Below are 26,198 nucleotides of genomic sequence, written 5' to 3' on the forward strand. Positions count from 1 at the left end.
TGTAAATAAAAAAGGTTGTTTACTTCAGTCCTGCCAGATAGCGGCCGGCTTCCTCTGCGATTTCTTCCTGTGAGGAGATACGGACACCCGTGAGGAAAGCGTCCAAGTCTTCTTTCTTGAAGAAGCACAGTTTGCCCGTCGGCTTGTACATCGGGATAGCCCGGCGCATCATCAGCTTGCGGAAGTAGGAGAGCTTGAAGCCGCAATACTCGGCCGCCTCCCTGGTGCTTAAAAGTTTTCTTTGCTCTGTCATGTGCGTATATTTTAGTGAATAATCTGCTTCGCCTTTGTCGTGGCGACAGTGCAAAGGTATGGCGGCTTTTTCCTGGAACAATCAATATAAACAACACAAACAGAATGATTTGCGAATTATAAATGCAACTATAAACAGGGTTAAAACGAAGTATAAGGGAACTATAAACCCTCCATAATCACGGATAATCCGCACATGGTAACTTATAAGTGCGGAAAGAAACAGGCCTGTTCACGGACGGGCATAAAAAAATCCCGCCATCGGGTTACGGTGACGGGAACAAGGAAATGGATAATGCAGGTCAGACCTTCTTGAACTCTTCAAGGTCGTAGGTGTCGAGCTTCGGACGAAGGCGGGTCGCCTTGCGCAGCAGTTTGGCGATATGCCGCTGGTGTTCGGACGGGTTGTCCCTGTAGGCGGTCTTGAAGTTGCTTGCCAGCTGTGCGCCGTTGTTGAGTGGCCAGAACTTCTCGAAGATGACCCATTTGCCTTTCCTGATTTTGAGGGCGGCGCAAAGGGCGCTGGCGATATAGGCGTAGAGTGTCTGATTGATTTCGTCATCCTCCTTTTTCATCAGCGGCCGGAAGTCCGTGTCAAGATAACCGTCTTCCCGGAACAGCACCAACAGGAACAGAGCATCGTTGGTTTGCAATGTTTCGGGTAGTTTCCTTATCAGTTCCGGCTGTACCTTTGAAACAAGGCTGTCGTAGTGCCTGATTTCATCCTCCTGCTTCATTATGGAAGGTGGCGTGGATGCTGAAAGCAAGGCTTCGATTTGCTTTTCTTCTGCTTCGTCCGTGTACTGTCGCTTCTTTGGAACAAGTCTGTTCCACCGTTGTAGCAGCCATGATTTTATCTGTTTGCCGTATGCCATCCCGATGGTGCAGGGCAAAAGGAAAACCACGGCGAAGAGCGAGACCATGATTATGCAAGTGCTCCAATCCGTATGTTTGTCGGGAGTAAGAATAAAGGCGAGCAACAATGAAATCACAAACCACGAAGCGGTCAGGACGGAGCGGTCTTTGGAAAGCCACTTGTCTATGATGATGTCGTACAAGAGGAAAAACTCGGCTACCAGTCCGATCCACCCGACAATGGACAGGGTGGCAAACACAAATCCTGCCGTGGTCGCTCCCATGCGGAAGGCGACGGCGGCAACCAGACTGAATGCGGTTGCGGCTACCACAGTAAGCGGCAATAGCATCGTGAGGATATTATCGGAGATTCGTTTCATAAAAAGGGGCTTAGCTTATCGAATTAAAATATGCCATTCAGTTTGTTTACGGCGGCTATTTTGTCCTCCATCAGCACCTCCGCATAAATCTGTGTCGTTGCGACAGAGGTGTGGCCAAGCAGTCGGCTCACCGTAGCAATGTCATTCGTGGCGGCGAGGGTCAGCGTTGCGAAGCTGTGCCTCCCGGTATGGAAAGAGACCCGTTTGTTGATTCCGGCTCTTTTCGCCATCTTCTTCAGGACGGTGTTGCAACCTCCGCATGTGCCTATGTCAAAGACAAAATCGTCAAGTGTCTTGTCACCGCGCTCAGGCATCCATGCCATTGCGTTTGTACCCAAAGGAACGGTTACGGGCTTTTCCGTCTTTTTCATCGCCTCTATCCTTATCGCCATCCCGGACTGTGACCGCTCGATGTTGCCCCACTTCAATTGTTTCAGGTCACTGTAGCGCAGACCTGTGAAACAGCTGAACAGGAATGCCATCTTGGTCGTAGAGCTTCGTGTCTCCACCTCCATCAGCCTGTGCAGTTCCTCACGTGTCAGGAAATCGCGTTGGTCAGTCGGCTTCTTTATCCGCTCGTCCCTTGACAGCAGGTGATAGGGGTTGCACTTGATGACACCGTCCCTTGCCGCCTGATTGAGCATCGTATTCATCTTTAATTGAAACAGGTGCATGGTAGATTTGGCCAGCCGTCTTGTTCCACCGTCGGAAGTCCGGCATTCATAGACATCGGTCATGTAGTGCAGGAATCCCCGGTAGAACTCCCTGTCTATGCAGTCCATTGTGAGACGCGGGCTTTTGATGTGCGCGAGATAGTCGTTCACCATGCGGATAAGGGTGTCGAAGTGTTTGAGATAAGTTGAGGAAAGCCCTGCGTTCGCGTGCATGGCTTTGGCGTATTCGTCCATCCAAGTGCTCACAAGAATTTTGTCAGCCTCCTTCAACGGGCTACCGTCCTCTTCCGGTGTCTCGCCGAGCAGCCGTCTGGCTCTGATGGCGATTGCCTTGTCCATCGCGTTCTTGTTCTGTTCCTTTGCATGTGGAGCGGAATCAGGGACAAGGTACAGTTTGGGATATTCATACCACCGCTTGCCCTTGTCATAATAATCAAGGTATATTGTCCTGTTGCCGTTCTTCAGCTCGCGTGTCCGTATCTCTATCCTCATGCCTGCCTGTCTTTGTCGAAGAACCTGTCCATCATATTGACGGCATCAATCTTCTTCTGGTCGATTATTTTCGCGTATATCTGAGTGGTCGCCACGTTCTTGTGACCGAGCAGCTTGCTCACCGTGTAGATGTCAACTCCTATGGTCAGCATCATCGTCGCGTAGCTGTGGCGGCTCACGTGAAAGGTCACGTGCTTCTCTATCCCGGCTTTCTTCGCCCATTCCGCCAGCCTTTGCTCTATGACGGAAGCCGCGCTTGACAGGCGGAAGATTGGCTCGTCCCCGTCTTCCATCTCACGGAGATAGCCGAGGGCATCCTTGGAAAGCGGCACGTTGACGACCTGCTGCGTCTTGAGCATCCTGACCCTTATATAACGGGTGGAATCGTTGGGCGTTGTCAGCACCTTGTTCCATGTGAACGTGCGGATGTCGCTGAGACGCAGCCCCGTAAAACAGGCGAACAGGAATGCCTTTTTCAGTTCCCCGTCATCGCAGGGAGTGGCCATCATTCTTTTCAATTCATCGATGGTGAGATAGACCCTTTGGCTTTCCTGCTGGTGGAAGCGTTCCTTGGATGTCAGCAAGGTCATGGGGTTGCGCTCGATGATACCGTCACGCAGTGCCGTGTTCAACGCTGCTGTAAGCACGGCCTGTGTCTGTAGTCCCGTACAATTGCTTATCGTCCTTTCTTCGTTTTTCAGTCGCTTGTTCTTCGCCGTGCGGAGGAAATTGATGAAGCCACGGCAGAAATCCAAATCAACCTCCAGCATGGATATGTTGAGCCGTCCGGTTGAACGTAGGTATTCCTCCACCTTGCGCCGCATGAACTTACGTCCTTTCATGGTTGATTCGGTCAGGCCGTTCCCCTCGCTGGCGTATTTTTCAAGATACGCGAGAAGTGGCATCGAGGCTTTCATCACCTTGTCAAGGTTGGCTATGCCGTAGTTCTGCAGCGCGATGATGCGCTCCGACTTTATCTTCTCGGCAACGCTTCTCGCATGTTCGTTCTGTATCTTGTCAAGAGGCGTATTCTCCGGTACAAGGTACACGCCAAGCGACTCCACCTTGCGCACACCTTTTGAATAGATGTCAAGATAGAGGCTCCTGTTGCCGTTTGCGAGCTTGCGCTCCCGGATGCGCACAGGCTCTTTCGCCTTGGTTGTCTTCTTCGGTCTTCCCATAAATCATTCAAAATTGTCCTTGCCGTCAAGCAACGTATTGTTTTTCTTCTGCAAAGGTACAATAATTGTTTTGTTTCACGTAACAAATACGCAACAAATATAAGGAATTTATGGAAATTTATGTTTCGCCAAAGGAATCAAAAAATACAATCAATTATAATTGAATACCAATATATTACACTTCTTTTAGTTACTTTGTTTTCACTTGTTTCGATTTTGTTTTCTTATCGCAAAACTTAAACATCATCCATTTTGTCTAATCGCTTAAATCTAATTGTTTTATTCTTAAGAATTAAGGCTAAACTATCAATAGAAGTATATTGGTGTATTATCATGCTAATAAATTTTAGTGTATTTGCAAAATTACAAAATAATCCCCACCTGCATTGCTACAAGTGGGGAATTTGTGAATAATAGAGTGTGCTTTAGTAATCTGAATCTCCTGTGAACGTATCCATCAGTTTATCCATCTGCTCACCAATGCACTTGTCTATCAGCTTTGCATAGTGGGCAGTCATTCTTGTATTGGTATGTCCTAACATTTTAGAAACGACTTCCAGAGATATGTTGTTTGCTAAAGTAACTGTGCTTGCAAAGGTGTGACGGCTTGTGTGAAAGCAGATTCGCTTATTAATTCCACATAGTATAGCTATGTCTTTCAGATATTTATTAATGTCCGCAGGGTCTTGAATAGGGAGTAGTTTTTCTCCACCTTTGTACTTATCCAATATCAGTTTGGCGATAGGGAGTAGGGGGATGCGTGATAGAACTCCTGTCTTAACTCTACGCTTTTTTATCCATATTCTGCCTGCACTGTCTTTCTCAAAGTGTTCAGGTGTCAAGGTCTTAATGTCAATGTAACTAAGTCCAGTGAAGCACCCAAAGAGGAACATATCTTTAGCTCGTTCCAATCTTGGCAGGGGAGTGTCAAAGTTGATAATCTTCCTCAATTCTTCTTCATCCAAGAAATCTATTTCTACGGGTTCGCGTTCCACCTTATAGACATTTACAGGATTGTAGGATATATAAGAGTTGGCAACAGCTAAATTCAGCAACTTCTTTAAGAATTTTAAATGCTTGGTGCAGGAGTTTTGTCCCATCTTCTTCTCTCCTAAAAGGTAAGCATGGAATCCTTGAATGAAGCCTAAGTTTATCTCTCTTAAATATAAGTCCTTGCGCTCATATTTCTTCTGAATAAACTCTTTGAACAGTCTGCCTGTGTATTCAAACACCCAATATGTAGCAGGGGCAACAGTTTTACCTACCATAGCCTTACGCTCTGCGTTGTGTTCTTCCAAAACTTCCAATAAAGTTTTCTCATTCAGTGCTTCCACTTTATCTGTGATAGCTTCTTTTAATAGTTCAGCAGTGATAAGATAGCCCTTTTGGAGTAGCTCAATCTCTTTTTGATATATCTTATTCCGTAGTTGAATCAGATAACCATTGATTAGCTGGGCTTCTTCACTCTTGCCTTTTACAGCTTGCTTCTCTTTGTTCCAATCAGCAGCAGGTACGTGTTTGCCTGTACTAAAATAAATTCTCTTTCCATTAGTGGTGATTGAAACTTCAATAGGTGATAGACCTTTCTTGTTTTGCTTACTTTCTCTCAATGAAAAGTAAACCATTGTACAATGTTTCTCCATTTTAAATTAAATGTTATATGGAGTGTATTGCATTGTATTATAGTTGATTATGCTAATTCTTGCAGCCGTTTTTAGAAAATGGCAAATTCGGCTGCAAATCGGCTGCAAAAGTAACTTATTTATGGCTTGATTTGAGAAGTAATTGGTTACTCTTTGCATGGGTTGTTCTGACTTAAATAAGACAGAATTTAGCTTGTTACCCCCTTACCGATTCACTATTCATTAGCTCTCAATAATGAGTGATGCAAGGTGCTTCAACCTGTTGTTTAAGCCAAGTTACCACAAATAAAAAACTCCTGCAACCACAAGGATTACAGGAGTTTATCAGTATAAAGTAACTTATATTACTTGCTCAAAGCAGTAGCCACGTCAACCGCACAAGCCACTGTACAACCTACCATCGGGTTGTTACCGATACCCAGGAATCCCATCATTTCTACGTGAGCGGGAACTGATGAAGAACCAGCGAACTGAGCGTCTGAGTGCATACGACCCATTGTGTCGGTCATACCGTAAGAAGCAGGACCGGCAGCCATGTTATCCGGGTGAAGAGTACGGCCTGTACCACCACCTGATGCTACTGAGAAATAAGGTTTGCCTGCAAGAACACGTTCTTTCTTGTAAGTACCTGCAACCGGGTGCTGGAAACGAGTCGGGTTAGTAGAGTTACCGGTGATTGATACGTCTACACCTTCTTTCCACATGATAGCTACACCTTCGCGAACATCGTCAGCTCCGTAGCATTTTACTTTTGCACGAGGACCGTCAGAGTAAGCGATTTCACGAACAACTTTCAGTTCACCTGTGAAGTAATCGAACTCAGTCTGAACGTATGTAAATCCGTTGATACGAGAGATAATCTGTGCAGCATCTTTACCCAGACCGTTCAAGATACAACGCAGAGGCTCTTTACGTACTTTGTCTGCTTTTGCAGCGATTTTGATAGCACCTTCAGCAGCAGCGAATGATTCGTGACCTGCCAGGAATGCGAAGCATTTAGTTTCTTCGCGAAGCAACATAGCAGCCAGGTTACCATGACCGATACCTACCTTACGGTCGTCGGCTACAGAACCCGGAATACAGAATGCCTGCAAACCGATACCGATAGCTTCGGCAGCTTCGGCAGCGTTTTTGCAACCTTTCTTCAGTGCGATGGCAGAACCTACTACGTAAGCCCACTTCGCATTTTCGAAACAGATAGGCTGAGTTTCTTCACAAGTTTTATAAGGATCAAGTCCGGCAGCTTCGCAGATTGCGTTAGCTTCTTCGATGTCTTTGATGCCGTTTTCGTTCAAAGCAGCAATAATCTGTTTGATACGACGGTCTTGGCTTTCGAATTTTACTTCTCTAATCATATTCTTTCCTCCTTATAATTATTCGTGACGTGGATCAATTTTCTTAACAGCTCCCTGTTCTTCAGTTACACGTCCGTAAGTACCTGTAACCTTCTTCAACGCTTCGTTAGCATCAGTACCCTTCTTGATTTCGTCCATGAACTTACCCATGTGAACGAATTCGTAACCGCAGATTTCGTCGTTCTTATCCAAGAATACGTTCTTGATGTAACCTTCAGCCATTTCAAGGTAGCGGGGACCTTTAGCCAAAGTACCATACAAAGTACCTACCTGGCTACGAAGACCTTTACCCAAGTCTTCCAGACCGGCACCGATAATCAGACCGCCTTCTGAGAAAGCCGACTGAGTACGTCCGTAAACGATTTGAAGGAAAAGTTCGCGCATTGCTGTGTTGATGGCATCACAAACCAAGTCGGTGTTCAATGCTTCCAATACAGTCTTACCCGGAAGGATTTCAGCAGCCATGGCAGCTGAGTGAGTCATACCTGAGCAACCGATAGTTTCTACCAATGCTTCCTGGATGATACCTTCTTTTACGTTGAGGGTTAGTTTACAAGCACCCTGCTGAGGAGCACACCAGCCAATGCCGTGTGTCAAACCAGAGATGTCTTTAATTTCTTTTGATTTTACCCACTTTCCTTCTTCAGGAATAGGAGCCGGTCCGTGATTAGGACCTTTCTTCACAACACACATGTGTTCTACTTCGTGTGAATAAGTCATATTCTTTACGTTTTTTGGTAATAAAATAAATATTCGTAACCACGTGAAAAAGGTTAGTTACCCTTTTCGCCCACAAAGTTAGTCCTTTTATTCTTTTCTGCAACCTATTGCGTGCCACTTTTTGATATTAAATTAAATAAATTTGTTGTGAGACAATGTTTTGCAAACTAGACTTGCCAAAATCCTTTTTTCTTTCAGCCGAATCACTTATCTTTGTACCTATATATATTATAAGGATGGAAACGAGTAAAATAGAAATTAAGGATGCAGTACTCCGACAGGGTGCTGAGGAAGGTATGGATGAATTTATTAAAGTCTTTACCGATAAGTATTTGGAGGTGACGGGCGGTGTGATTAATGCCGAAACAATGCCGTTGCTCAATGGTTACCAACATTCATTGTTGGGTTATCATTTCTTTCGTGAAGAAATTAATGAAGGGGGCTTCATTCAGTTGATTCAGAATGGTTATGGACCGTATATTTTTGATAATCCTTTTGCTAAGTCGATGCGTCTCTTTGGAGCGAAGGAGTTCTCGAAGTTGGTTTATAATGCCAAGAAGATTTATGATGAGAACCGTGCTGACTTGGAAAAGGACTGCGATGATGAAGAGTTTATGGCAATGTATGAGCAATACGAGGTGTTTGATGAATTGGAAGAGCAGTTTATGGATATGGAGGAGCTTGTCACTGCACAGATTGCCGAATATGTGGACAATAATATAGAGCAGTTTGCGGAAATAGTGGAGTAACTCGGCTTACATATTAATAAAGGTTAATGTTGGGAGAGTTGTGCAGTATTTGAGTTTGGAGCTCATTTAATCATTAAAACAACAAAAAAGAGTTGAAGTTTTCCTTTAGACTCGAATCTTTTAATTAATTTTGCAAACCCTAATAATAAAGAGAAGAAAATGAAAAAAATGAAGTTAGCAGTGTTCTTTGCTGCATTGGTATCTGTGTTATCCTTTAGTTCTTGCTTGGACACTAATAGTGAAAGTGCTTATGATGGTGTGGTTCTTGTAACTGTTACAGGTGATGAGTTTCTTGGCTATAAACTATATGCTGATGGTGGTGGTATTTTAGTTCCTACAGCTGCTAATATGAAACAGCTTGGTGATTGGAGCAAGGTTAAACGTGCTCAAGTGGCATTTAAACATTTGGATGAAGTGTTGCCGGAACCTTCGGAAAATACTACATATAAAGTAGAAATAGTTTCTGCTGCTCCATTACATGGAGGTGCTGATATGATTAATACAGCTAGAGATGTAGAAGCTAGAGACACTTTATATAATAACCAAGACCCTGTTATTGATTTAGGAGCAGTCGGTATCTATAAAGGATATATTACATTTACTCCTCAGTTCAATTATAATTCAAGTGCTCCTTACTACTTTAATATGAGTTATGAAGGTGAAGGAAAGGACGGAATTGATCTTGACAATAAAAAGTTGACTTTGACGTTCCATTATGATAATGGAAAAAACGATTCTTATAATTCTATTAACATATTATGTAGCTTCCCTTTCGCTTCTGAATTATATCGTAAGTTTAGTGATGTAGGTTCAGACTCTATAAATGTTGTTTTGAGAGCTGTCAGTGACAGAAATCTTGAAAATCCTAACTATTTGGAGAAAACAGTTAAAATGGCGGTTAAAGATTTTAAAGCTCCTTCTTACGGATACTAATAAATCATTATATTGAAAGTAGAAAAGTCCTCTTTTCCCTTTGGGAGAAGGGGATTTTTTATACCTTTGCAGTTCATTGAAGTATAACAAAGGTAAATAGATTAAGCATTGAACTACAAAGACTTATTTAATAGAGTGATGTTGTTGATTTCCTCTCCGGCCAAGGCTTGGGCAGAAATCAAGACAGAAGAGGATGGACGAAAAGTGCTTGGTGCATTTGTTTATCCCATGATAGGATTGTGCGGCTTGTCCGTTTTTATAGGCACTTTTATTGGAAATACAGCAGGAGTATCTGCTTTTCAGATAGCAATGACTCGCTGTTGTGCCATTTTTGTTTCTCTCTTTGGAGGGTATTTCTTGGCTGCTTATGCTGTAAATCAGTTGGGAAAGAAATTGCTGAACCGTGGTGAACAGTATGAACTAAACCAACAATTTGTGGGTTATGCCATGGTGGTGACGTTTGTGCTCGATATCATCAGCGGTTTGTTCTCCATCTCCATTTTGCATTGGATACTCCAGTTCTATACCGTGTTTGTGGTGTATGAAGGGGCACGCACACTGATGAAAGTGGAAGAGACTAAACTGACCCGATACACATTGATTGCTTCGGTGATTGTGATTGTTTGTCCGGCGCTCATTGCGGCGGTATTTAATGAGTTATCTGTTATTTTGAATTGATGAAACCGACTCCTGTAAATATAAAAAATAAACGTGCGTCGTTCGATTATGAATTTATCGACACGTACACAGCAGGTATTGTGCTGACCGGAACAGAGATAAAGTCCATTCGTATGGGCAAAGCCAGTCTGGTGGATACCTATTGCTATTTTGTGCGTGGTGAGTTGTGGGTGAAGAATATGCATATCGCAGAATATTTCTATGGTTCGTATAATAACCACACAGCCCGCCGTGAACGTAAGCTGTTGTTGAGCAAGAAAGAGTTGCGCAAATTGGAAGAGGCCGGAAAGAATCCCGGCTTTACCATTGTCCCTGTCCGCTTGTTCCTGAATGAAAAAGGATTGGCAAAATTAGTCATCGCTTTGGCAAAAGGTAAAAAACAATATGATAAGCGCGAGTCCTTGAGGGAAAAGGATGACAGGCGTGAAATGGATAGAATGTTTAAGAGATAGTATATATTGTGAATGGCTACATTGAAGCAGATTATTGATGAACGAATTCTCATCCTCGACGGAGCGATGGGGACAATGATACAAAAATACAACTTATCGGAGCAAGACTTTAGAGGAGAACGGTTTGCACAAGTTGCCGGTCAGATGAAAGGCAACAATGATTTGCTGTGCCTTACCCGCCCCGATGTGATAAAAGATATTCATCGCAAGTATCTGGAAGCAGGTGCAGATATCATCGAGACAAATACGTTTAATGCTCAGCGGGTGTCGATGGCAGATTATCGTATGCAGGATATGTGCCGTGAGATAAACTTGTCGGCGGCCGGAATCGCCCGTGAAATGGCGGATGAATATTCCCGAATGACTCCCCATAAACCGCGCTTTGTGGCAGGTTCTGTCGGTCCTACCAATAAAACATGCTCAATGAGCCCTGATGTGAATAATCCTGCAATGCGTGCACTCACTTATGATGAGTTGGTCAGTGCCTATCGGGAGCAGATGGAAGCGTTGTTGGAGGGGGGAGTGGATGCTCTCCTGATAGAGACTATATTTGATACGCTGAATGCCAAGGCTGCTGTTTTTGCGGCTGGGGAGGCAATGCAGGCCGTGGGGCGCGAAGTGCCCTTGATGCTCTCGGTGACGGTGTCGGATATTGCAGGCCGTACACTTTCCGGTCAGACTTTGGATGCTTTCCTTGCGTCTGTTCAGCATGCCCCTATTTTTTCTATCGGCTTGAATTGCTCTTTCGGCGCCAAGCAGTTAAAACCTTTTTTGGAAGGGCTGGCTGCGCGTGCTCCTTATTATATCAGTGCGTATCCCAATGCAGGACTTCCCAACAGTTTGGGGCAGTATGACCAGACTCCCGGGGATATGGCTTCGGAAGTGAAGGAATACATAGATGAGGGATTGGTGAATATTATCGGCGGATGCTGCGGTACGACTGAAGAATATATTGCCGGATATGTCCCATTGGTGCAGAAGGCACGTCCTCACATTCCGGTCGGTAAACCCGAACGGATGTGGCTCTCGGGGTTGGAGTTGCTTGAGCAGACACCCGAAATCAATTTTATCAATGTGGGCGAACGCTGCAACGTGGCCGGTTCCCGTAAGTTCCTTCGTCTGATAAACGAAAAGAAATACGAAGAGGCATTGAGCATCGCACGCAAGCAGGTGGAAGACGGTGCTTTGGTCATTGATGTCAATATGGACGACGGGCTGCTGGATGCCAAGGAAGAGATGACTGTTTTCCTGAATTTGGTGATGTCTGAACCCGATATTGCACGTGTTCCTGTGATGATTGATTCTTCTAAGTGGGAGGTGATAGAAGCCGGACTGAAGTGTTTGCAAGGTAAGTCTGTCGTCAATTCCATATCACTGAAAGAGGGAGAGGAGAAATTTATAGAACATGCCCGTCTGATTAAGAAGTTGGGAGCTGCAACGGTGGTGATGGCTTTCGACGAAAAGGGACAGGCTGATACGTTTGAACGGAAGATTGAAGTTTGTTCGCGTGCCTATCGTATCCTGACGGAGCAGGTCGGCTTTAATCCGTATGATATCATCTTCGATCCCAATGTGTTGGCTGTGGCTACGGGAATTGAGGAACATAATAATTATGCTGTTGATTTTATCAAAGCGACCGGTTGGATAAAGCAGAATCTTCCCGGAGCGCATGTAAGCGGAGGGGTAAGTAACTTGTCATTCTCTTTCCGTGGCAATAATTATATCCGTGAGGCCATGCATGCCGTATTTCTTTATCATGCCATTCAGCAGGGTATGGATATGGGAATTGTGAATCCCGCCACTTCGGTGCTTTATACCGATATTCCTGCCGATGTGCTGGAACGGATAGAAGATGTGGTGCTGAACCGCCGTCCCGATGCTGCCGAAAGGTTGATTGAAACGGCAGAAGCTTTAAAGAATACCGATGCCGGCAACAAAACGGCGGAACAGGAGCAGTGGCGTGAGGCAGCGGTAGAGATGCGTCTGCAATATGCGTTGATAAAAGGCATCGGCGATTATTTGGAGGAAGATTTGATGGAAGCGTTGCCGTTATACGAAAAAGCGGTGAATATCATTGAAGGCCCGCTGATGGATGGAATGAATAAGGTGGGTGAGCTTTTTGGAGCCGGAAAAATGTTTTTGCCTCAAGTGGTGAAGACTGCCCGCACCATGAAAAAGGCGGTGGGTATCTTGCAACCGCTTATTGAAGCCGATAAGCAGGAGGGGGCCCGCACTGCCGGAAAAGTATTGATGGCAACTGTGAAAGGTGATGTGCACGATATCGGGAAAAATATCGTATCGGTAGTCATGGCTTGCAATAACTATGAAATTATAGACTTGGGGGTGATGGTTCCTGCCGAAACGATTGTACAGAAAGCCATAGAAGAGAAAGTGGATATCATCGGATTGAGTGGGTTGATTACTCCGTCGCTTGAGGAGATGGCACATGTGGCTGTCGAGTTGCAGCGTGCGGGACTGAATATTCCAATTATGGTTGGTGGTGCTACGACTTCCAAACTTCATACTGCCCTGAAGATTGCTCCTGTTTACGGTGGTCCGGTCATTCACATGAAAGATGCTTCACAAAATGCATTGGTGGCAGCCCGCTTGTTGAATGCTGAGTCGCGCCGGGAGTTTGTGGAGGGAATAAACAGAGAGTATGAAGAGCTCCGCAGCAAGAATGGTGCAAAACAGGTAAAGACCGTTTCTTTGGAAGAGGCGCAAAAGAATAAATTGAATCTTTGGTAAGGAGGTTTATCCTTCAAAGCATTTAAGGAATGATTGAAAAGGGGTTGTGTCAAAATGTGGATAATACTGTCGTTTTGTTCGTAGGGGCGAGGTTCGCTCGCCCGAAAACAGTTTGCTTTGTGTCTTCGGGCAGGCAAACCCTGCCCCTACAGCTGACGATTGGATAGGCCATTTTAGTTTTGACACACCTCCTTTTTTTAAAGACGAAAGAGTTTTTTGAAAAGAACAAGGTCTTTTTAGAGGGTTGCTGTCACGAAAAAGCTTCCGCCTTTTTAATTCATTTGATGTTTCACCGCAAATCGTTGAGCATGAGTGGAATAATGCCCTGTTGTGTGTGAAACGTATTTTTTATTAAAGTCCTTTCATAGGTGATTTAGAAATTCTTCCGCTTTAATCAGTGTCTCCGGTTTTCCGATATCTATCAATTGTAAGTTGTCGGCGGGATAGCACTGAATCTTGATGTTTCTGCAAACTTGCAGATAAAAATCAATAATCGAATATTTTCCGGGTCGCATGCCTTTATTCAGCAATAGCGGGTTGATTGCTTGTATGCCGCTGTAAGCATATTCTTGATACTTTCCTTCTTTGTACTCTAATCCGGCAGGCTTCACTTGGCCTGTGTTTTTATTTATCCAGCCACATAACAGATTATTGTCATCAAACAGCAAGTAGCGGGAGGTGATGCGTCTGCTTACCAGCATGGTGGCGTATACATCTGGATTTTGCTGGTGGAAGCGGATTAAATCTTGCAAATCGCAGTTGGATAAGATATCTACGTTATGCAGTAGGATGCCTTCTTTATCTTCATGGAGAGGCGGCATGAAATACTTGCCGGCTTTTTCCAGTCCTCCTCCGGTGTCCAGCAATTCTTCTGTCTCATCAGAAATATAGATATTGACACCGAAATTGCCATTGGCCTTTAAAAAATCGAGAATCTGATTGGCAAAATGGTGTACATTAATCACTATTTCGTCAAATCCCGAAGCTTTCAGCTTTAATATAACATGTTCCAGCATAGGTTTTCCGGCCACTTCTATCAATGCTTTGGGCTTGGTGTCTGTCAGGGGTTTGAGCCGGCTGCCCAGGCCGGCTGCAAAAATCATAGCTTTCATAAAGTCGATTCGAATATTTGTTCTATGTTCTGTTCGCGGTGTATCAGGATAACCTTTACACCGAATGTCCGGTTTAAATGTTCAGCCATGTGTTGGGCTGAATAGACTGACCGGTGTTGTCCGCCGGTACAACCGAAGCATACGGACAGGTTGCTGAAACCTCGCTCCATGTATCGTTTGACCGATGCATCCACCAGTGCATAGGCGTGTTCCAGGAAAGGAAAGATTTCTCCGTCTTCTTCCAAGAAGCGGATGACAGGTTCGTCCAGTCCGGTGAAGGGCTTGTAGCGTTCGTATTTTCCGGGATTGTTCACAGCACGGCAATCGAATACATAACCGCCGCCGTTGCCTGTCGGGTCATCGGGAATACCTTTCTTATAGGCAAAACTCATCACTTTAACCGTCAGTTGGCGTTTCTTCAGCTCGTCCTTGAATTGCTTCAGCTCTGTCAGCTCACGCAGAACGGAGCATAGGTAAGGATATTCGGGATATTCATCACGCAATAATTGCCTCAGGTTTTCTATGGCATAAGGTACGCTTTGTATGAAATGGGGCTTTTTCTCAAAATACCCGCGAAATCCGTAGGCTCCCAACACTTGCAAGGTGCGGAAGAGTACAAAATGGCGCAGTTGGCTGAAGAAATATTCTTTGTCTACCGGCTTGTATTTGCAAAGCGCGTCAATGTATTCTTCTAAGAGTTCTTTTCTCAATGTGTCCGGATATTTGGCTTTGGCTTGCCATAGGAAAGAGGCTATATCATAGAAAAACGGCCCTTTGCGTCCGCCTTGAAAGTCAATAAACCACGGCTTTCCGTCTTTAATCATTACATTCCGGCTTTGGAAATCGCGATACATGAAAGTAGCTGAAGAGCTGCGGAGCAGTACATCGCTCATCTTCTGGAAATCATCTTCCAGCTTATCCTCCTGAAATTCTAGTCCGGTAGCTTTCAGAAAACAGTATTTAAAGTAGTTCAAATCCCAGAGGATGGAACGTTGGTTGAATTCCGGTTGCGGGTGGCAATGCGAAAAGTCAAATCCGTCGGCTCCTGCGAATTGGATGGCCGGCAGCAGGCGGATAGTCTTGCGGAGCAGTTCTTTTTCTTCTTCCGAGAATACGCTGGTGGCACGGCCTTTTTCGATGGCATGAAATAGTAATGTGTCACCTAAGTCTTCTTGCAGATAGTAAGTTCTGTCTTCCGAGGTGTAATAAACTTCGGGAACAGGAAGACCTTTTTTGCGGAAATGTGCGGCCATGTAGAGAAAAGCGTCGTTCTCTTCGATGGAAGTACCATAAACACCGATTAAATTCTGTGTTCCGGTGAGTCTGAAATAACGTCTGTTGGAACCGGAAGAAGGCAATTCGGTAATCGTCTCGGCGGTTACACCTGTGTATGTCTGGTATAAATGCTGTAAATCTTCTATAATCATGACTTTAGTATTTGTAAGCAAAGATACCAATTAATATTGGTAATAGAAAAATGGGGAGCGACTTCGTTTATTCGCTCCCCATTTTTTATTTGATTTCGATTTCCTCTTTCATGTCTATTTCTTCTCCGTGCATATCAGTAAACTTATATTGCAGGAATGCAAGACTTTGATCGGGGATAATCTTTATTCCGAATCCGTATTTCATTTGCCATTTACGTTTGAGTGACACAAGGCCCTGATTAACGTAAGCAGCAATATACGGGTGGATGTACAGTGTAAATTTCTTAGTCTTCAGCTTATTGACCAGGTAATCAATTTTACTCTCCAATGTATCCGTAAAAAGGATGGATGGTTTGATGCTACCTTTCCCGAAGCAGGTGGGACAGGTTTCATCTGTAGTGACATCCATAGCCGGACGCACGCGTTGGCGGGTAATCTGCATCAGTCCGAACTTACTGAGAGGGAGAATGTTGTGTTTGGCTCTGTCTTTCTGCATATTTTGGCACATGCGTTCATACAGTTTTTGTCTGTTCTCAGCCAGGTTCATGTCTATAAAGTCGACGACAATAATACCACCCATATCACGCAATCTCAACTGGCGTGCCAATTCATCGGCGGCCCCCAGATTGACATCCAGTGCGTTAGCCTCTTGTCCGTTACCGGATTTGGAACGGTTACCGCTATTGACATCCACCACATGAAGTGCTTCAGTATGTTCAATAATCAGGTAAGCTCCACTCTTGTACGAAATCGTTTTACCGAATGAGGACTTGATTTGTTTGGTAATTCCAAAATTGTCGAAGATAGGAAGCTGCCCTTTATACAATTTCACGATTTCTGCCCGTTCAGGGGCGATGAGAGATACATAATCCTTGATTTCGTGGAACACTGTTTCGTCATTTACGTAAATGTTCTCGTATGAAGGATTAAATAAATCGCGCAACATTGCTACCGTGCGGCTGGTCTCTTCATAAACCAGTGCAGGAAGTTTGGCTGCTTTTTGTGCTTTTGTAATGGTCTCTTCCCAATGTTTCAGCAAGACTTTAAGCTCGGCATCAAGTTCGGCCACCCTTTTTCCCTCTGCCACAGTGCGAACTATCACTCCGAAGTTTTTCGGTTTGATACTTTGCAACAGTTGCTTGAGGCGGGCGCGTTCTTCGCTCGATTTAATTTTTTGAGATACGGAAACCTTGTCATTGAAAGGGATAAGAACCAGATAACGTCCGGCGAAAGATAATTCGCAGGTCAGTCTGGGTCCCTTGGTTGAAATAGGTTCCTTTACGATTTGCACGATTACTTCCTGACCTTGTTGGAGGGTGGTTGAAACAGTTCCCTCTTTGTCAATGTCAGGCAGCATAGTAGCTTTTGAAATTGGATAAAGTTTTTTGCGGTCGCTTAAAACTTGCTTCAGATACTTCTGATAAGAATGAAATTGAGGTCCTAAGTCTAAATAGTGAAGAAAAGCGTCTTTTTCAAAACCGACATCCACGAAACAGGCATTGAGGCCGGGCATTAGCTTTCTTACCCGTCCCAGATACATATTTCCCACATTGAAAGAAGCACTTCTTCCTTCTTTTTGGAACTCCACCAGCGCCTTGTCTTCCAGAAGCGCAATGGAAATCTCTTTGGGTTGTACGTCTACTACTAGTTCGCTTGTCACTTTAGTATTCTTAAATTATTCACTTTTCTCATTAAACAAAGAACAAACCTGAAAGACAGTTTGTTGCTTTGCAAGGTTTGTTCTTTATTTGTCGTCAGACAGACTACAAATTATTTTTTGCTTTTATGTCTGTTCTTTCTTAGTCTTTTTTTACGCTTGTGCGTTGACATTTTATGTCTTTTTTTCTTCTTTCCGCTTGGCATAGCTTCAAATTTTATGGGTTAATACTCTAGTTGTTTATTTTTTTACTGATAATGTAAATGTCTTTGCTGGCTTAAAAGCCGGAATATTATGTTCCGGAATGATAATCGTAGTGTTCTTTGAAATATTGCGAGCTGTTTTCTGGGCTCTCTTTTTCACAATAAAACTTCCAAAACCACGCAAGTATACATTTTCCTCTCTTGACAAAGATTCCTTAACTGTATCCATGAAAGCTTCAAGTGTATTTAATACTGCTTGTTTATCAGCACCGGTTTTCTTCGTAATTTCGTTTACGATATCTGCTTTAGTCATTTCGCTAATAATTATTGTTATACTTAGTATCTTAATTTTTTGGACTGCAAATATATAGCTTTTCTAGCTCTTTAAGAAATATATTCAGAATAAATTTCCTAAAAAAATCTCTGCTTTGGTTTTCTTGCCTTATTTTTGCAGAATTATTGCACACTTTGTGCTGATTTGTAACGTTGGACATGAATAATTTTGGAAGAATACTAATAGAATGGTATCAGAATAACAGGCGCGACTTGCCTTGGCGCAGGACGAAGAACCCTTATTTAATATGGATTTCGGAGATTATACTGCAACAGACGCGTGTCGCTCAAGGTTATGATTACTATCAACGTTTTGTAAAACGTTTCCCGGATGTGTTTTCGTTGGCAGATGCCGATGAAGATGAGGTTATGAAGTATTGGCAAGGACTGGGTTATTATTCCCGCGCCCGCAATTTGCATGCTGCCGCGCGCAGCATGGCCGAGGCAGGAGGATTTCCCAAGACATATAAAGAGGTGTTGGCCTTGAAAGGGGTAGGGGGATATACTGCGGCTGCCATTTGTTCTTTTGCTTACGGAATGCCTTATGCCGTGGTGGATGGAAATGTCTATCGGGTGCTTTCGAGGTGGTTGGGAATTGAAACGCCCATAGATTCTACAGAAGGGAAGAGGATATTTGCAGAAGTGGCGGCGGAGTTGCTGGATAAAGCACAACCGGGGCTTTACAATCAGGCGATAATGGATTTTGGTGCATTACAGTGCACGCCTGTTTCTCCCAACTGTATGTTTTGTCCTTTCATTGATACTTGTGTCGCCCGGCAAAAGGGGTTGGTGGATACGCTACCTGTGAAACAGCATAAGGCAAAAGTGACTAATCGCTACTTTAATTATATCTATGTACGCATGGGCGCGCATACATTAATCAATAAGCGGACCGGAAATGATATTTGGAAGAATCTGTATGAGCTTCCTTTGATAGAAACGGAGAGCGAAGTGCCCGAAGAAAAGTTTTATGCTTTACCCCAGTGGCAGGAAATGTTGGCTGAAGGTGAGGTCCCGTCAGTACGGCTGGTGCAAAAAGGAGTGAAACATGTCTTATCCCATCGGGTGATTTATGCAAATTTCTATGAGGTTATCCTTCCTGAGAATGCTGCCTCTTTTGCACAGTATCAGAGAATTAGGATAGAAGATTTGCATAAATTTGCTGTTTCTCGCTTGGTAAATCAGTTTTTTTCGCTAATTTTGGAGCCTGATAATTAAAATGGAAGAAAAGAATGTCATTAAATAAAGTGCAATTAATAGGGAATGTAGGTAAAGACCCTGATGTGAGATATTTGGATAATGGTGTTGCGGTGGCTAGTTTTTCTTTGGCTACCACAGACCGTGCATACACCCTGGCAAATGGGACTCAGGTTCCCGAACGTACCGAATGGCATAATATTGTGTTGTGGAGAGGATTGGCGCAAACGGCTGAAAAGTATGTTCGCAAAGGAGATAAACTTTATATTGAAGGTAAAATCCGCAGCCGTTCCTATGATGACCAGAATGGTATCAAACGTACTATCGTTGAAATATTTGCTGACAATATGGAAATGTTGACTCCCCGTACTGCTCCTCAGCAGCAAGGAGGCTATGCGCAGCAGGCACAAGCCACTCCACAGCAAGTGTCTTCACAACCGGCATCGCAACAGCCTGCAGCCAATAGCGTGACAGATGATTTACCGTTTTAATTTTAAAGAACCGGATGTTTAACTAAAACCAGATTCCTTGGACCCTGACTCGTATTTATGCCGCTTGGCGGATTTGTTTGACGGTGTGACCGTGACTACTCCTACTATAGGAGCGATTATAGCTATTATATTAGCTGTTATATTATTGTATGCATCAGGCTTTGTGTCTGCTTCAGAAATTGCTTTCTTCTCTCTGTCTCCCGGCGACTTGAGTGAAATAGAGGAAGGGCAGACTTCTTCCGACAGGCGTATCAGTGCGCTGCTGGATGATTCTGAACACTTGTTGGCCACTATTCTGATTTCTAATAATTTTGTGAATGTGACGATAATCATGCTGTGCAATTACTTCTTTGCCAGCACCATTCATTGGGGAAATTCTGTAATACTTGAATTTTTGGTTATAACAGTCATTCTTACTTTCTTATTACTTCTGTTTGGAGAGATAATGCCCAAAATTTATTCGGCGCAGCATACTTTGAAGTTTTGCCGTAAGGCTGCTCCGGTCATTTCTTTTTTGAAGACATTATTTTCTCCTTTGTCTGCTTTGTTGGTTCGCTCTTCATTCTTAATTAATAAATGTGTGGCGAAGAAGAACTATAATATTTCAGTAGACGAATTGTCGCAGGCATTAGAATTGACCGATAAAAATGAGATTTCGGAGGAAAGCAACATTTTGGAGGGAATCATCCGTTTTGGTGGGGAGACCGCCAAAGAGGTGATGACGCCACGTTTGGATATGGTGGATTTGGAAATCAATACTCCTTATGCCGAGGTTCTGAAGTGTATTGTAGATAATGCGTATTCACGTATTCCTGTATATGCCGAGTCACGTGATAACATCAAAGGTATTCTTTATATCAAGGATTTGTTGCCTCATCTGAATAAGATGGATAATTTCCGGTGGCAAACACTGATTCGTCCTGCTTATTTTGTTCCTGAGACAAAAATGATTGATGATTTGCTGCGTGACTTTCAGGCAAATAAAATTCATATTGCCATTGTTGTTGACGAATTCGGAGGTACTTCGGGTATTGTAACTATGGAAGATATCATTGAGGAGATTGTGGGAGAAATCAATGATGAATATGATGATGAAGAACGCACGTATGTGAAACTGAATGACCGTACTTATATTTTCGAGGCTAAAACTCTATTGTCTGATTTCTATAAGATAATGAAGATAGATTCGGACTTATTTGAGAGAGTAGAAGGGGATGCCGATACGTTGGCAGGTCTTTTGCTTGAGATAAAAGGAGAGTTTCCGGTGTTGCATGAGCGTTTGGATTATGAGAATTATCATTTTGAGGTATTGGAAATGAATACTCGCCGGATATTGAAAGTAAAGGTCATGGTAGACGAACCCCAAGTGGCAGAAGAAACGAAGTAGTCATTATGCCGTTATATCGGAAAATTAAAGAGAACGGACTGCTGGTCGGAGTATGGAAAACCGACGAAACGATGGAGCGGTTATCCGCCTTGCTTGGCGATATCTCTATGTATGAGAAAGAACTGGAGCATTTTACCTCTGATGTGAGAAGATATGAATGGCTGGCCGTACGTGTATTGCTGAAAACATTGTGTGGAGAAGAAAAGAGAGTTGTTTATCTTCCTTCCGGAAAACCATATCTGGCGGATGGCAGCGCTCACATCAGCATATCTCATACGAACGGTTATGTGGCAGTTGCCTTGCATCCGACCGAAGAAGTGGGAATCGATATTGAAAAGTATGGGACAAAGGTTCGTAGGGTTGTCTCACGTTTTGTGCGGCCGGATGAAGAAAAAACGGTGAATCAAGGTAATGAAGTGTATATATTGCTTCTTCATTGGTCTGCCAAAGAAACATTGTTCAAGGTGATGGGAGTGGAAGGTGTCGACTTTATCCGGCATCTGCATGTTCTGCCTTTTGTCATGGAAGAGGAGGGATGCTTTGAAGCGCAGGAGTATCGGACGGAGAAACGACAGCATTATCGGGTGCGTTATCTTACTCATCCTGAGTTTGTTCTCACTTGGACTATCAAAAAAATGCCAACGTGATTCCCATCAGGTTGGCACTCAAATAAACTTGGCAGAGTTTATTCTTACTAAAAAAACTTTTACCTGATTACCTTTTCTGGATAGTGAAACGGAGAAGATAGCGGATATGAATCATCCTTTATGTTCAGTGTTCCAAGCTCTTTCCTCGAAAGCTTCAGATGTGAATTTGTATAGGCAGGTCTTCTGACTTGTTTCCGCTATAAGCACCTTCCCGGAGATGTTCTCCAGTGGTTGATGGGGTTTGCTTATGCGTTTTGTGAAACATACAGCAGCGGGACTGTTCAGGATTCTCACCTGATTCCCTTTTAATCGTTTATCTTTGGATTAAGGATAAACGAACCGATACGTTGCAAATATACTGCTTATCTTTAGAAAAACAATTAATTCTTTCGGTTTTTATAAAGGGAGGAATAGAATTTTTGCCTTATCTTTGTGGCATAATTTAGAAGAACTATGATTATAGCAGTAGATTTTGACGGAACAATCGTGGAACATAAGTATCCCGCAATAGGTAAAGAAATCCCTTTTGCCATAGAAACATTGAAAAAATTACAGCAAGAACGTCATTTCCTTATATTATGGAGCGTTCGTGAAGGTCGTTTATTGGAAGAAGCGGTGGAGTTCTGCCGTCAGCGGGGATTGGAATTTTATGCTGTCAATAGCAATTATGCCGAGGAGAAAGACAAAAGCCAGCATTATTCGCGTAAGTTGAAGGCAGACTTGTTTATTGATGACCGCAATTTGGGCGGGCTGCCTGATTGGGGGGTGATTTATGATATGGTGCACAATCGCTTGAGCTATGAAGAGGTATATCAAAATCTGAATCGTGAAGAATGCCCTGCTCCAAAAGGTTTTTGGGCAAGGCTTTTCAAATAAGAGTCTTTTATTCTTTGCACAGCGTAAATATGAACTCTAGTCCTCCACCGGGATTATTCTTGGCAAAGATAGTCCCGCCATGCAGGATGACTGCGTTTTTCACAATGGCAAGTCCGAGCCCTGTGCCGCCTAATTTGCGTGAGCGTCCTTTATCAACTCGGTAGAAGCGTTCGAACAGGCGGCTTAAATGCTCGGGAGCGACTCCTATACCGGTGTCCGAGAAACTGAAATAATAGAAGCGTTCGTCCTCACGGAAACAACGGGCTGTTATCGATATTCCTGTGCCGGCATAGGCGATGGCATTGTCTGTCAGGTTTCTGAAGATGGAATAGAGCAGGGAAGCGTTGCCGGATACAGACAGTCCTTGGGGCAGTAAATTAGATGCTGTTATCTGTTTCTCTTCCAGTTCCAAGGCAACTTCATTCAGTATGTTTTGCATCATGCCTGTCAGGTTGACTTGTTCTGTCTCTATCATATTGGGAGCTTCCTCCATACGTGTCAAGACAGAAATATCACGTAATAAATGTGCCAACCGGTTACTTTGAGCATAACTGCGTTCGAGAAACGTGTTCATTTTCTCTCGCGTCAGTCCGGGATTATTGACTATTGTTTCAAGATATCCTTGTATGCTGCTGACCGGGGTTTTTAGTTCGTGGGCGATATTCTGGGTTAGTTGTTTTTTCAATCGTGCCTGTTCTTCCTCTTGGGTGATGTCATTGATAGAAATCTCAAAGCTATCGTCTTGGAAAATAATGCAGTCTACCGAGAAAACACGTCCGCTTTTGTCTATCACAATCGACATCCGTTTTTCTTCCTTGCTGATTGTGCGTTCTTTATTTTTGGCTATGAACTCAGTAATGGGCTGAAGTTCAGGGATGGAGAAGATTTCCTCTGTCGAACTCAGGTTCTTGTCCGAGATGAGGTTGGCGTACTGGGTAAAGAGATTATTAACCAGTATTTCTTGTTTCTTATGGGTAAAGACTCCCAATCCTTCACGGGATATTTGTAAGTGGGTTATCAGTTTCTCTCTTTCGATATACAAATCTTCTTTTGTCTGATGCAGTCGTCTGTATATCTGAATGATATGTTGGGAAATCTCACCCAATTCATTCTTCGGGAATGCTCCCTGCAGGTCAGTGTCTATCGGCTCGTTGCGATCGGCCTTCAAAGCAAATTGTTGCAACTGTGTGATTGACATTCCCAATTTATGCGTAAAACGGTAAAAGATAAAAATCAGAACGAGACTCACCATAAGCGTAAACCATACAAAATGTGAATCTGCCTTTAAATGGTGCATCAGGCTGACACTATAAGGCAATGCGGAACGGATTATATAATGGGTGCCCGGATAATATCGGGCCGAATAGAAAAACTCTCCTCCCAGACTTTCGGACTGGCGGTTGATGGAGTAGCCGCTTCCTTGGCTGATGGCTTTCTTTATTTCTTCTCGGTTAAGGTGGTTGCTGAAATGTAGCGGATTCTGTTCGATATTATCGTATAACACTTTTCCTTCTTTGTCAATCAGGGTGACACGTAGCTCGTTCAATGTATGTTCGTGTACATATTTATCCAGCAGTTCCAGATTCAAGGTATCTTTTTCGCGGAGGAAGTCATTCAGACGGTCATTGTAATTCTGCAGTTGAGTGTTGAGCAGCTCTATTTTATATTCCTTTTCCCTGCGATATTGAAATGCCATGAAACAAACGGCAAAGGCAAGAAATAATACAATGACAGAAAGAAAGAGCTTCTTGCTGAACGATAATACATGGCTGGATAGTTCAAGTGTCATAATAAAGCAGACTTTTTTATTGGCATTCAAAGCAATAACCGTATCCCAGGCGTGTGACGATACATTTTCCATATTCTCCGACTTTCTTGCGCAGCCGGGTGATGTTTACATCAATGGTGCGGTCGAGTACATACACTTCTTCTTGCCAGACTTTCGCTAAAATATCTTCGCGGGAAAATACACGTCCTTGATTTTGCAATAGGAGCAGCAGAATTTCAAATTCTTTTTTGGTCAGAGAGACTTCAATACCGTCAATACTCACTTTCTTTTTGGTCATATCCAGTACGAGGCCTTTATAAACCAGTTGCTGCGGAGTATCTTTCTCGTCACCCGATGCTGTGCGACGTAGCACGGCCTTGACGCGTACCATTACTTCGCGCAGGGAGAAAGGTTTTGAAATGTAATCGTCAGCTCCCAAATTAAAGCCGGTCACTGTGTCGTTTTCTGTATCTTTGGCAGTAATGAAAATAATAGGAATAGTGGCGGTGGCTTTATTCTTTTTGAGCATACTTGCCATCTTGAAACCTGAGATCTCACCCATCATGACATCCAGCAAAAGGAGGTCGTATTTGGTGAGATCCATTTTTAAGGCTTCTTCGGCAGAGTTGGCAGTATCTACCAAGTATCCTTCGTTTTCCAAGTTGAATTTAAGAATCTCGCAGAGATCCTCTTCGTCATCAACTACTAAAATGCGGTAATCATTCATGTCGTTCCTCTTTTTATTTAATACAAAACTAATCTTTTCTTGTTTCGCATTGCAAAGATGGAGCGTTTTTATTACTATTTAATGAAACAAATATTACAAATCTGTTACATTGTAGGTATGGTAAACTCACCGGCAACCGGAACACTCATTTGATGCCGTATTTCACTTTCGCTCTTGCCATGACCTAAAAGAAACATCAGTTTTGTAAGGACGGACTCTACTGTGCTGTCATACCCGCTGATTACTCCGGCATCGAGCAGGTGAAGTCCTGTTTCATATCTTTCCATCTCCACGCTTCCCGTAGAACATTGGGAAATATTGATAATGACGATGCCACGGTCGGTAGCTTCTTTCAGTAAGTCGATGAACCAAGGCTTTTGTGGGGCATTGCCCGAACCGTATGTTTTAAGCACCACAGCCCGCAACCCGGGAGTATGAAGGATGTTCCGTATCATATTTTCCTGAATGCCGGGGAAAAGTGTCAGGATGATGACATTGGTGTCATACAGATAATGGGGTTTCAGGGACACATTGGGATTGGCTTTATGAATGCGGTCATACTCATACTTAATATGAATACCGGCTGTGGCAAGTGACGGATAATTATATGAACGGAAAGCATTGAAGTTTTCCGCATTAATTTTTGTTGTCCGGTTGCCGCGAAGCAGATGGTTTTCAAAGAAGATACATACTTCGGGAACGATGGCCGTACCATCGGGATGTTTGGCGGCGGCAATTTCAATGGAAGTGATAAGATTTTCCTTACCGTCGGTACGCAACATGCCAATGGGGAGCTGGCTGCCTGTCAGGATGACCGGTTTGCTTAGGTTCTCCAACATGAAACTAAGGGCGGAAGCGGTGTATGCCATGGTGTCTGTTCCGTGAAGAATGACAAAACCGTCAAAGTTATCATAATTGTAAGTGATGATTTTTACCAGTTTTGCCCATAAAGAAGGTTCCATGTCGGAAGAATCGATGGGAGGATTGAACTGATAGGAAGAGATGCGGTAATTGAAACGCTTTAACTCCGGGACATTCTCTTGAAGTTGGTCGAAATTGAAGGCTTCTAAAGCACCTGTTTCAGGATTCTCAATCATACCGATTGTACCGCCGGTGTATATTAGCAAAACGGAAGGATATTCACTCTTTATCATAAGTATGTCTTATTGAATTATGGCACAAAGATAGTGAATATGTGGAAATATGGCAAAAGTAAGATGGAGAAATAACAAAATGTTTTTGCTGTTTCTCCATGCATTCA

The 26,198-nt window shown here is 43.5% G+C and carries 24 protein-coding genes, 1 pseudogene and 1 riboswitch; of the genes and pseudogenes, 10 read left to right on the forward strand and 15 right to left on the reverse strand.

Translation table 11 applies throughout. The annotated features are described in order from the left end of the window. Nucleotides 1-19: 19 nt before the first annotated feature. From QYT14_RS00555 to QYT14_RS00585, 8 genes and pseudogenes are all read right to left on the reverse strand, one after another. On the reverse strand, nt 20-253 hold the full coding sequence (locus tag QYT14_RS00555) for an excisionase family DNA-binding protein (protein ID WP_195613518.1): 234 nt from the start codon (nt 251-253) through the stop codon (nt 20-22). A 301-nt stretch (nt 254-554) separates the two neighbouring features. Further along, nucleotides 555-1,487 (reverse strand): hypothetical protein, encoded by a 933-nt coding sequence (locus QYT14_RS00560; RefSeq protein ID WP_195613517.1) that lies wholly within the window; start codon nt 1,485-1,487, stop codon nt 555-557. A gap of 23 nt (nt 1,488-1,510) precedes the next feature. Continuing rightward, the gene (locus tag QYT14_RS00565; RefSeq protein ID WP_288324050.1) at nt 1,511-2,407 is read right to left on the reverse strand and encodes a site-specific integrase; all 897 of its coding nucleotides are present in this window, start codon (nt 2,405-2,407) and stop codon (nt 1,511-1,513) included. A gap of 72 nt (nt 2,408-2,479) precedes the next feature. Beyond that, nucleotides 2,480-2,653 (reverse strand): annotated as a pseudogene (locus tag QYT14_RS18830) (site-specific integrase); the annotation flags it as partial. Next, on the reverse strand, nt 2,650-3,834 hold the full coding sequence (locus QYT14_RS00570) for a site-specific integrase (RefSeq protein ID WP_195613515.1): 1,185 nt from the start codon (nt 3,832-3,834) through the stop codon (nt 2,650-2,652). The pseudogene QYT14_RS18830 and the gene QYT14_RS00570, both read right to left, overlap by 4 nt. Nucleotides 3,835-4,259: 425 nt before the next feature. Next, nucleotides 4,260-5,477, reverse strand: coding sequence for a site-specific integrase (locus QYT14_RS00575; protein ID WP_237471281.1), 1,218 nt, complete (start codon nt 5,475-5,477; stop codon nt 4,260-4,262). A 344-nt stretch (nt 5,478-5,821) separates the two neighbouring features. Beyond that, a complete protein-coding gene (locus QYT14_RS00580; RefSeq protein ID WP_005847449.1) occupies nt 5,822-6,832 on the reverse strand; it encodes a GGGtGRT protein in 1,011 nt (336 codons plus the stop codon). Nucleotides 6,833-6,850: 18 nt separating this feature from the next. Next, nucleotides 6,851-7,552, reverse strand: a complete 702-nt coding sequence (locus QYT14_RS00585; protein WP_005847450.1) for a hypothetical protein — start codon at nt 7,550-7,552, stop codon at nt 6,851-6,853. Nucleotides 7,553-7,788: 236 nt separating this feature from the next. On the opposite strand from QYT14_RS00585, the gene QYT14_RS00590 reads away from it, so the two are divergent. The 5 genes from QYT14_RS00590 to metH all read left to right on the forward strand — a co-directional run bounded on the left by QYT14_RS00590 (nt 7,789) and on the right by metH (nt 13,112). Next, nucleotides 7,789-8,301, forward strand: a complete 513-nt coding sequence (locus QYT14_RS00590; protein ID WP_237038159.1) for a DMP19 family protein — start codon at nt 7,789-7,791, stop codon at nt 8,299-8,301. Between the two features lie 159 nt (nt 8,302-8,460). Continuing rightward, nucleotides 8,461-9,234 carry a hypothetical protein gene (locus QYT14_RS00595; protein ID WP_288324051.1) on the forward strand — a complete coding sequence of 258 codons (774 nt, stop codon included), beginning with the start codon at nt 8,461-8,463 and terminating at the stop codon, nt 9,232-9,234. Between the two features lie 108 nt (nt 9,235-9,342). Continuing rightward, on the forward strand, nt 9,343-9,912 hold the full coding sequence (locus QYT14_RS00600; protein ID WP_237038157.1) for a Yip1 family protein: 570 nt from the start codon (nt 9,343-9,345) through the stop codon (nt 9,910-9,912). Further along, on the forward strand, nt 9,912-10,364 hold the full coding sequence (gene smpB / locus QYT14_RS00605) for an SsrA-binding protein (protein WP_237038156.1): 453 nt from the start codon (nt 9,912-9,914) through the stop codon (nt 10,362-10,364). Before QYT14_RS00600 ends, smpB begins: the two co-directional genes overlap by 1 nt. Nucleotides 10,365-10,376: 12 nt before the next feature. Next, nucleotides 10,377-13,112, forward strand: a complete 2,736-nt coding sequence (metH, locus tag QYT14_RS00610; RefSeq protein ID WP_288324052.1) for a methionine synthase — start codon at nt 10,377-10,379, stop codon at nt 13,110-13,112. 362 nt (nt 13,113-13,474) lie between these two features. Here metH and QYT14_RS00615 read toward each other — a convergent pair whose 3' ends face one another. The 4 genes from QYT14_RS00615 to QYT14_RS00630 form a co-directional block, all read right to left on the reverse strand. After that, complete coding sequence (locus tag QYT14_RS00615; protein ID WP_288324053.1) at nt 13,475-14,224, reverse strand: sugar phosphate nucleotidyltransferase; 750 nt, start codon at nt 14,222-14,224, stop codon at nt 13,475-13,477. After that, nucleotides 14,221-15,651 (reverse strand): RNase adapter RapZ, encoded by a 1,431-nt coding sequence (locus QYT14_RS00620; protein ID WP_288324054.1) that lies wholly within the window; start codon nt 15,649-15,651, stop codon nt 14,221-14,223. Before QYT14_RS00620 ends, QYT14_RS00615 begins: the two co-directional genes overlap by 4 nt. 85 nt (nt 15,652-15,736) lie before the next feature. After that, the gene (locus QYT14_RS00625) at nt 15,737-17,311 is read right to left on the reverse strand and encodes an Rne/Rng family ribonuclease (RefSeq protein WP_237038152.1); all 1,575 of its coding nucleotides are present in this window, start codon (nt 17,309-17,311) and stop codon (nt 15,737-15,739) included. Nucleotides 17,312-17,548: 237 nt separating this feature from the next. Next, on the reverse strand, nt 17,549-17,824 hold the full coding sequence (locus tag QYT14_RS00630; protein ID WP_005936990.1) for an HU family DNA-binding protein: 276 nt from the start codon (nt 17,822-17,824) through the stop codon (nt 17,549-17,551). A gap of 179 nt (nt 17,825-18,003) precedes the next feature. Here QYT14_RS00630 and mutY point away from each other — a divergent pair, with 179 nt between their 5' ends. From mutY to QYT14_RS00655, 5 genes are all read left to right on the forward strand, one after another. Then, a complete protein-coding gene (gene mutY, locus QYT14_RS00635; RefSeq protein ID WP_288324055.1) occupies nt 18,004-19,062 on the forward strand; it encodes an A/G-specific adenine glycosylase in 1,059 nt (352 codons plus the stop codon). A 14-nt stretch (nt 19,063-19,076) separates the two neighbouring features. Beyond that, complete coding sequence (ssb, locus tag QYT14_RS00640) at nt 19,077-19,532, forward strand: single-stranded DNA-binding protein (protein ID WP_237038150.1); 456 nt, start codon at nt 19,077-19,079, stop codon at nt 19,530-19,532. A gap of 37 nt (nt 19,533-19,569) precedes the next feature. Continuing rightward, nucleotides 19,570-20,919, forward strand: a complete 1,350-nt coding sequence (gldE, locus tag QYT14_RS00645) for a gliding motility-associated protein GldE (protein WP_237038149.1) — start codon at nt 19,570-19,572, stop codon at nt 20,917-20,919. A gap of 5 nt (nt 20,920-20,924) precedes the next feature. Next, nucleotides 20,925-21,566: a 4'-phosphopantetheinyl transferase superfamily protein gene (locus QYT14_RS00650; RefSeq protein WP_288324056.1), complete on the forward strand. Its 642-nt coding sequence runs from the start codon at nt 20,925-20,927 to the stop codon at nt 21,564-21,566. Nucleotides 21,567-21,721: 155 nt separating this feature from the next. Further along, nucleotides 21,722-21,925, reverse strand: a riboswitch (cobalamin riboswitch). 94 nt (nt 21,926-22,019) lie between these two features. Next, the gene (locus QYT14_RS00655) at nt 22,020-22,442 is read left to right on the forward strand and encodes a BT0820 family HAD-type phosphatase (protein WP_237038147.1); all 423 of its coding nucleotides are present in this window, start codon (nt 22,020-22,022) and stop codon (nt 22,440-22,442) included. A gap of 7 nt (nt 22,443-22,449) precedes the next feature. Here QYT14_RS00655 and QYT14_RS00660 read toward each other — a convergent pair whose 3' ends face one another. From QYT14_RS00660 to QYT14_RS00670, 3 genes are all read right to left on the reverse strand, one after another. Further along, nucleotides 22,450-24,231: an ATP-binding protein gene (locus QYT14_RS00660; protein WP_288324195.1), complete on the reverse strand. Its 1,782-nt coding sequence runs from the start codon at nt 24,229-24,231 to the stop codon at nt 22,450-22,452. A gap of 16 nt (nt 24,232-24,247) precedes the next feature. Further along, entirely contained in the window at nt 24,248-24,937 is a 690-nt protein-coding gene (locus tag QYT14_RS00665) for a response regulator transcription factor (RefSeq protein ID WP_237038146.1), read from the reverse strand. A gap of 104 nt (nt 24,938-25,041) precedes the next feature. Further along, nucleotides 25,042-26,091: a type I asparaginase gene (locus tag QYT14_RS00670; RefSeq protein ID WP_288324057.1), complete on the reverse strand. Its 1,050-nt coding sequence runs from the start codon at nt 26,089-26,091 to the stop codon at nt 25,042-25,044. Nucleotides 26,092-26,198 lie beyond the last annotated feature (107 nt).

This window comes from uncultured Phocaeicola sp. (assembly GCF_948499155.1).
In the GTDB taxonomy this organism is placed as follows: domain Bacteria; phylum Bacteroidota; class Bacteroidia; order Bacteroidales; family Bacteroidaceae; genus Phocaeicola; species Phocaeicola faecalis.

What these genes read in the sequence shown, in the direction of transcription:
- QYT14_RS00555 (WP_195613518.1), bottom strand. Translation starts at nt 253, where the DNA reads ATGACAGAGCAAAGAAAACTTTTAAGCACCAGGGAGGCGGCCGAGTAT.
- QYT14_RS00560 (WP_195613517.1), bottom strand. Translation starts at nt 1,487, where the DNA reads ATGAAACGAATCTCCGATAATATCCTCACGATGCTATTGCCGCTTACT.
- QYT14_RS00570 (WP_195613515.1), bottom strand. Translation starts at nt 3,834, where the DNA reads ATGGGAAGACCGAAGAAGACAACCAAGGCGAAAGAGCCTGTGCGCATC.
- QYT14_RS00575 (WP_237471281.1), bottom strand. Translation starts at nt 5,477, where the DNA reads ATGGAGAAACATTGTACAATGGTTTACTTTTCATTGAGAGAAAGTAAG.
- QYT14_RS00580 (WP_005847449.1), bottom strand. Translation starts at nt 6,832, where the DNA reads ATGATTAGAGAAGTAAAATTCGAAAGCCAAGACCGTCGTATCAAACAG.
- QYT14_RS00585 (WP_005847450.1), bottom strand. Translation starts at nt 7,552, where the DNA reads ATGACTTATTCACACGAAGTAGAACACATGTGTGTTGTGAAGAAAGGT.
- QYT14_RS00590 (WP_237038159.1), top strand. Translation starts at nt 7,789, where the DNA reads ATGGAAACGAGTAAAATAGAAATTAAGGATGCAGTACTCCGACAGGGT.
- QYT14_RS00595 (WP_288324051.1), top strand. Translation starts at nt 8,461, where the DNA reads ATGAAAAAAATGAAGTTAGCAGTGTTCTTTGCTGCATTGGTATCTGTG.
- smpB (WP_237038156.1), top strand. Translation starts at nt 9,912, where the DNA reads ATGAAACCGACTCCTGTAAATATAAAAAATAAACGTGCGTCGTTCGAT.
- metH (WP_288324052.1), top strand. Translation starts at nt 10,377, where the DNA reads ATGGCTACATTGAAGCAGATTATTGATGAACGAATTCTCATCCTCGAC.
- QYT14_RS00615 (WP_288324053.1), bottom strand. Translation starts at nt 14,224, where the DNA reads ATGAAAGCTATGATTTTTGCAGCCGGCCTGGGCAGCCGGCTCAAACCC.
- QYT14_RS00620 (WP_288324054.1), bottom strand. Translation starts at nt 15,651, where the DNA reads ATGATTATAGAAGATTTACAGCATTTATACCAGACATACACAGGTGTA.
- QYT14_RS00630 (WP_005936990.1), bottom strand. Translation starts at nt 17,824, where the DNA reads ATGACTAAAGCAGATATCGTAAACGAAATTACGAAGAAAACCGGTGCT.
- mutY (WP_288324055.1), top strand. Translation starts at nt 18,004, where the DNA reads ATGAATAATTTTGGAAGAATACTAATAGAATGGTATCAGAATAACAGG.
- ssb (WP_237038150.1), top strand. Translation starts at nt 19,077, where the DNA reads ATGTCATTAAATAAAGTGCAATTAATAGGGAATGTAGGTAAAGACCCT.
- QYT14_RS00650 (WP_288324056.1), top strand. Translation starts at nt 20,925, where the DNA reads ATGCCGTTATATCGGAAAATTAAAGAGAACGGACTGCTGGTCGGAGTA.
- QYT14_RS00655 (WP_237038147.1), top strand. Translation starts at nt 22,020, where the DNA reads ATGATTATAGCAGTAGATTTTGACGGAACAATCGTGGAACATAAGTAT.
- QYT14_RS00660 (WP_288324195.1), bottom strand. Translation starts at nt 24,231, where the DNA reads ATGACACTTGAACTATCCAGCCATGTATTATCGTTCAGCAAGAAGCTC.
- QYT14_RS00665 (WP_237038146.1), bottom strand. Translation starts at nt 24,937, where the DNA reads ATGAATGATTACCGCATTTTAGTAGTTGATGACGAAGAGGATCTCTGC.
- QYT14_RS00670 (WP_288324057.1), bottom strand. Translation starts at nt 26,091, where the DNA reads ATGATAAAGAGTGAATATCCTTCCGTTTTGCTAATATACACCGGCGGT.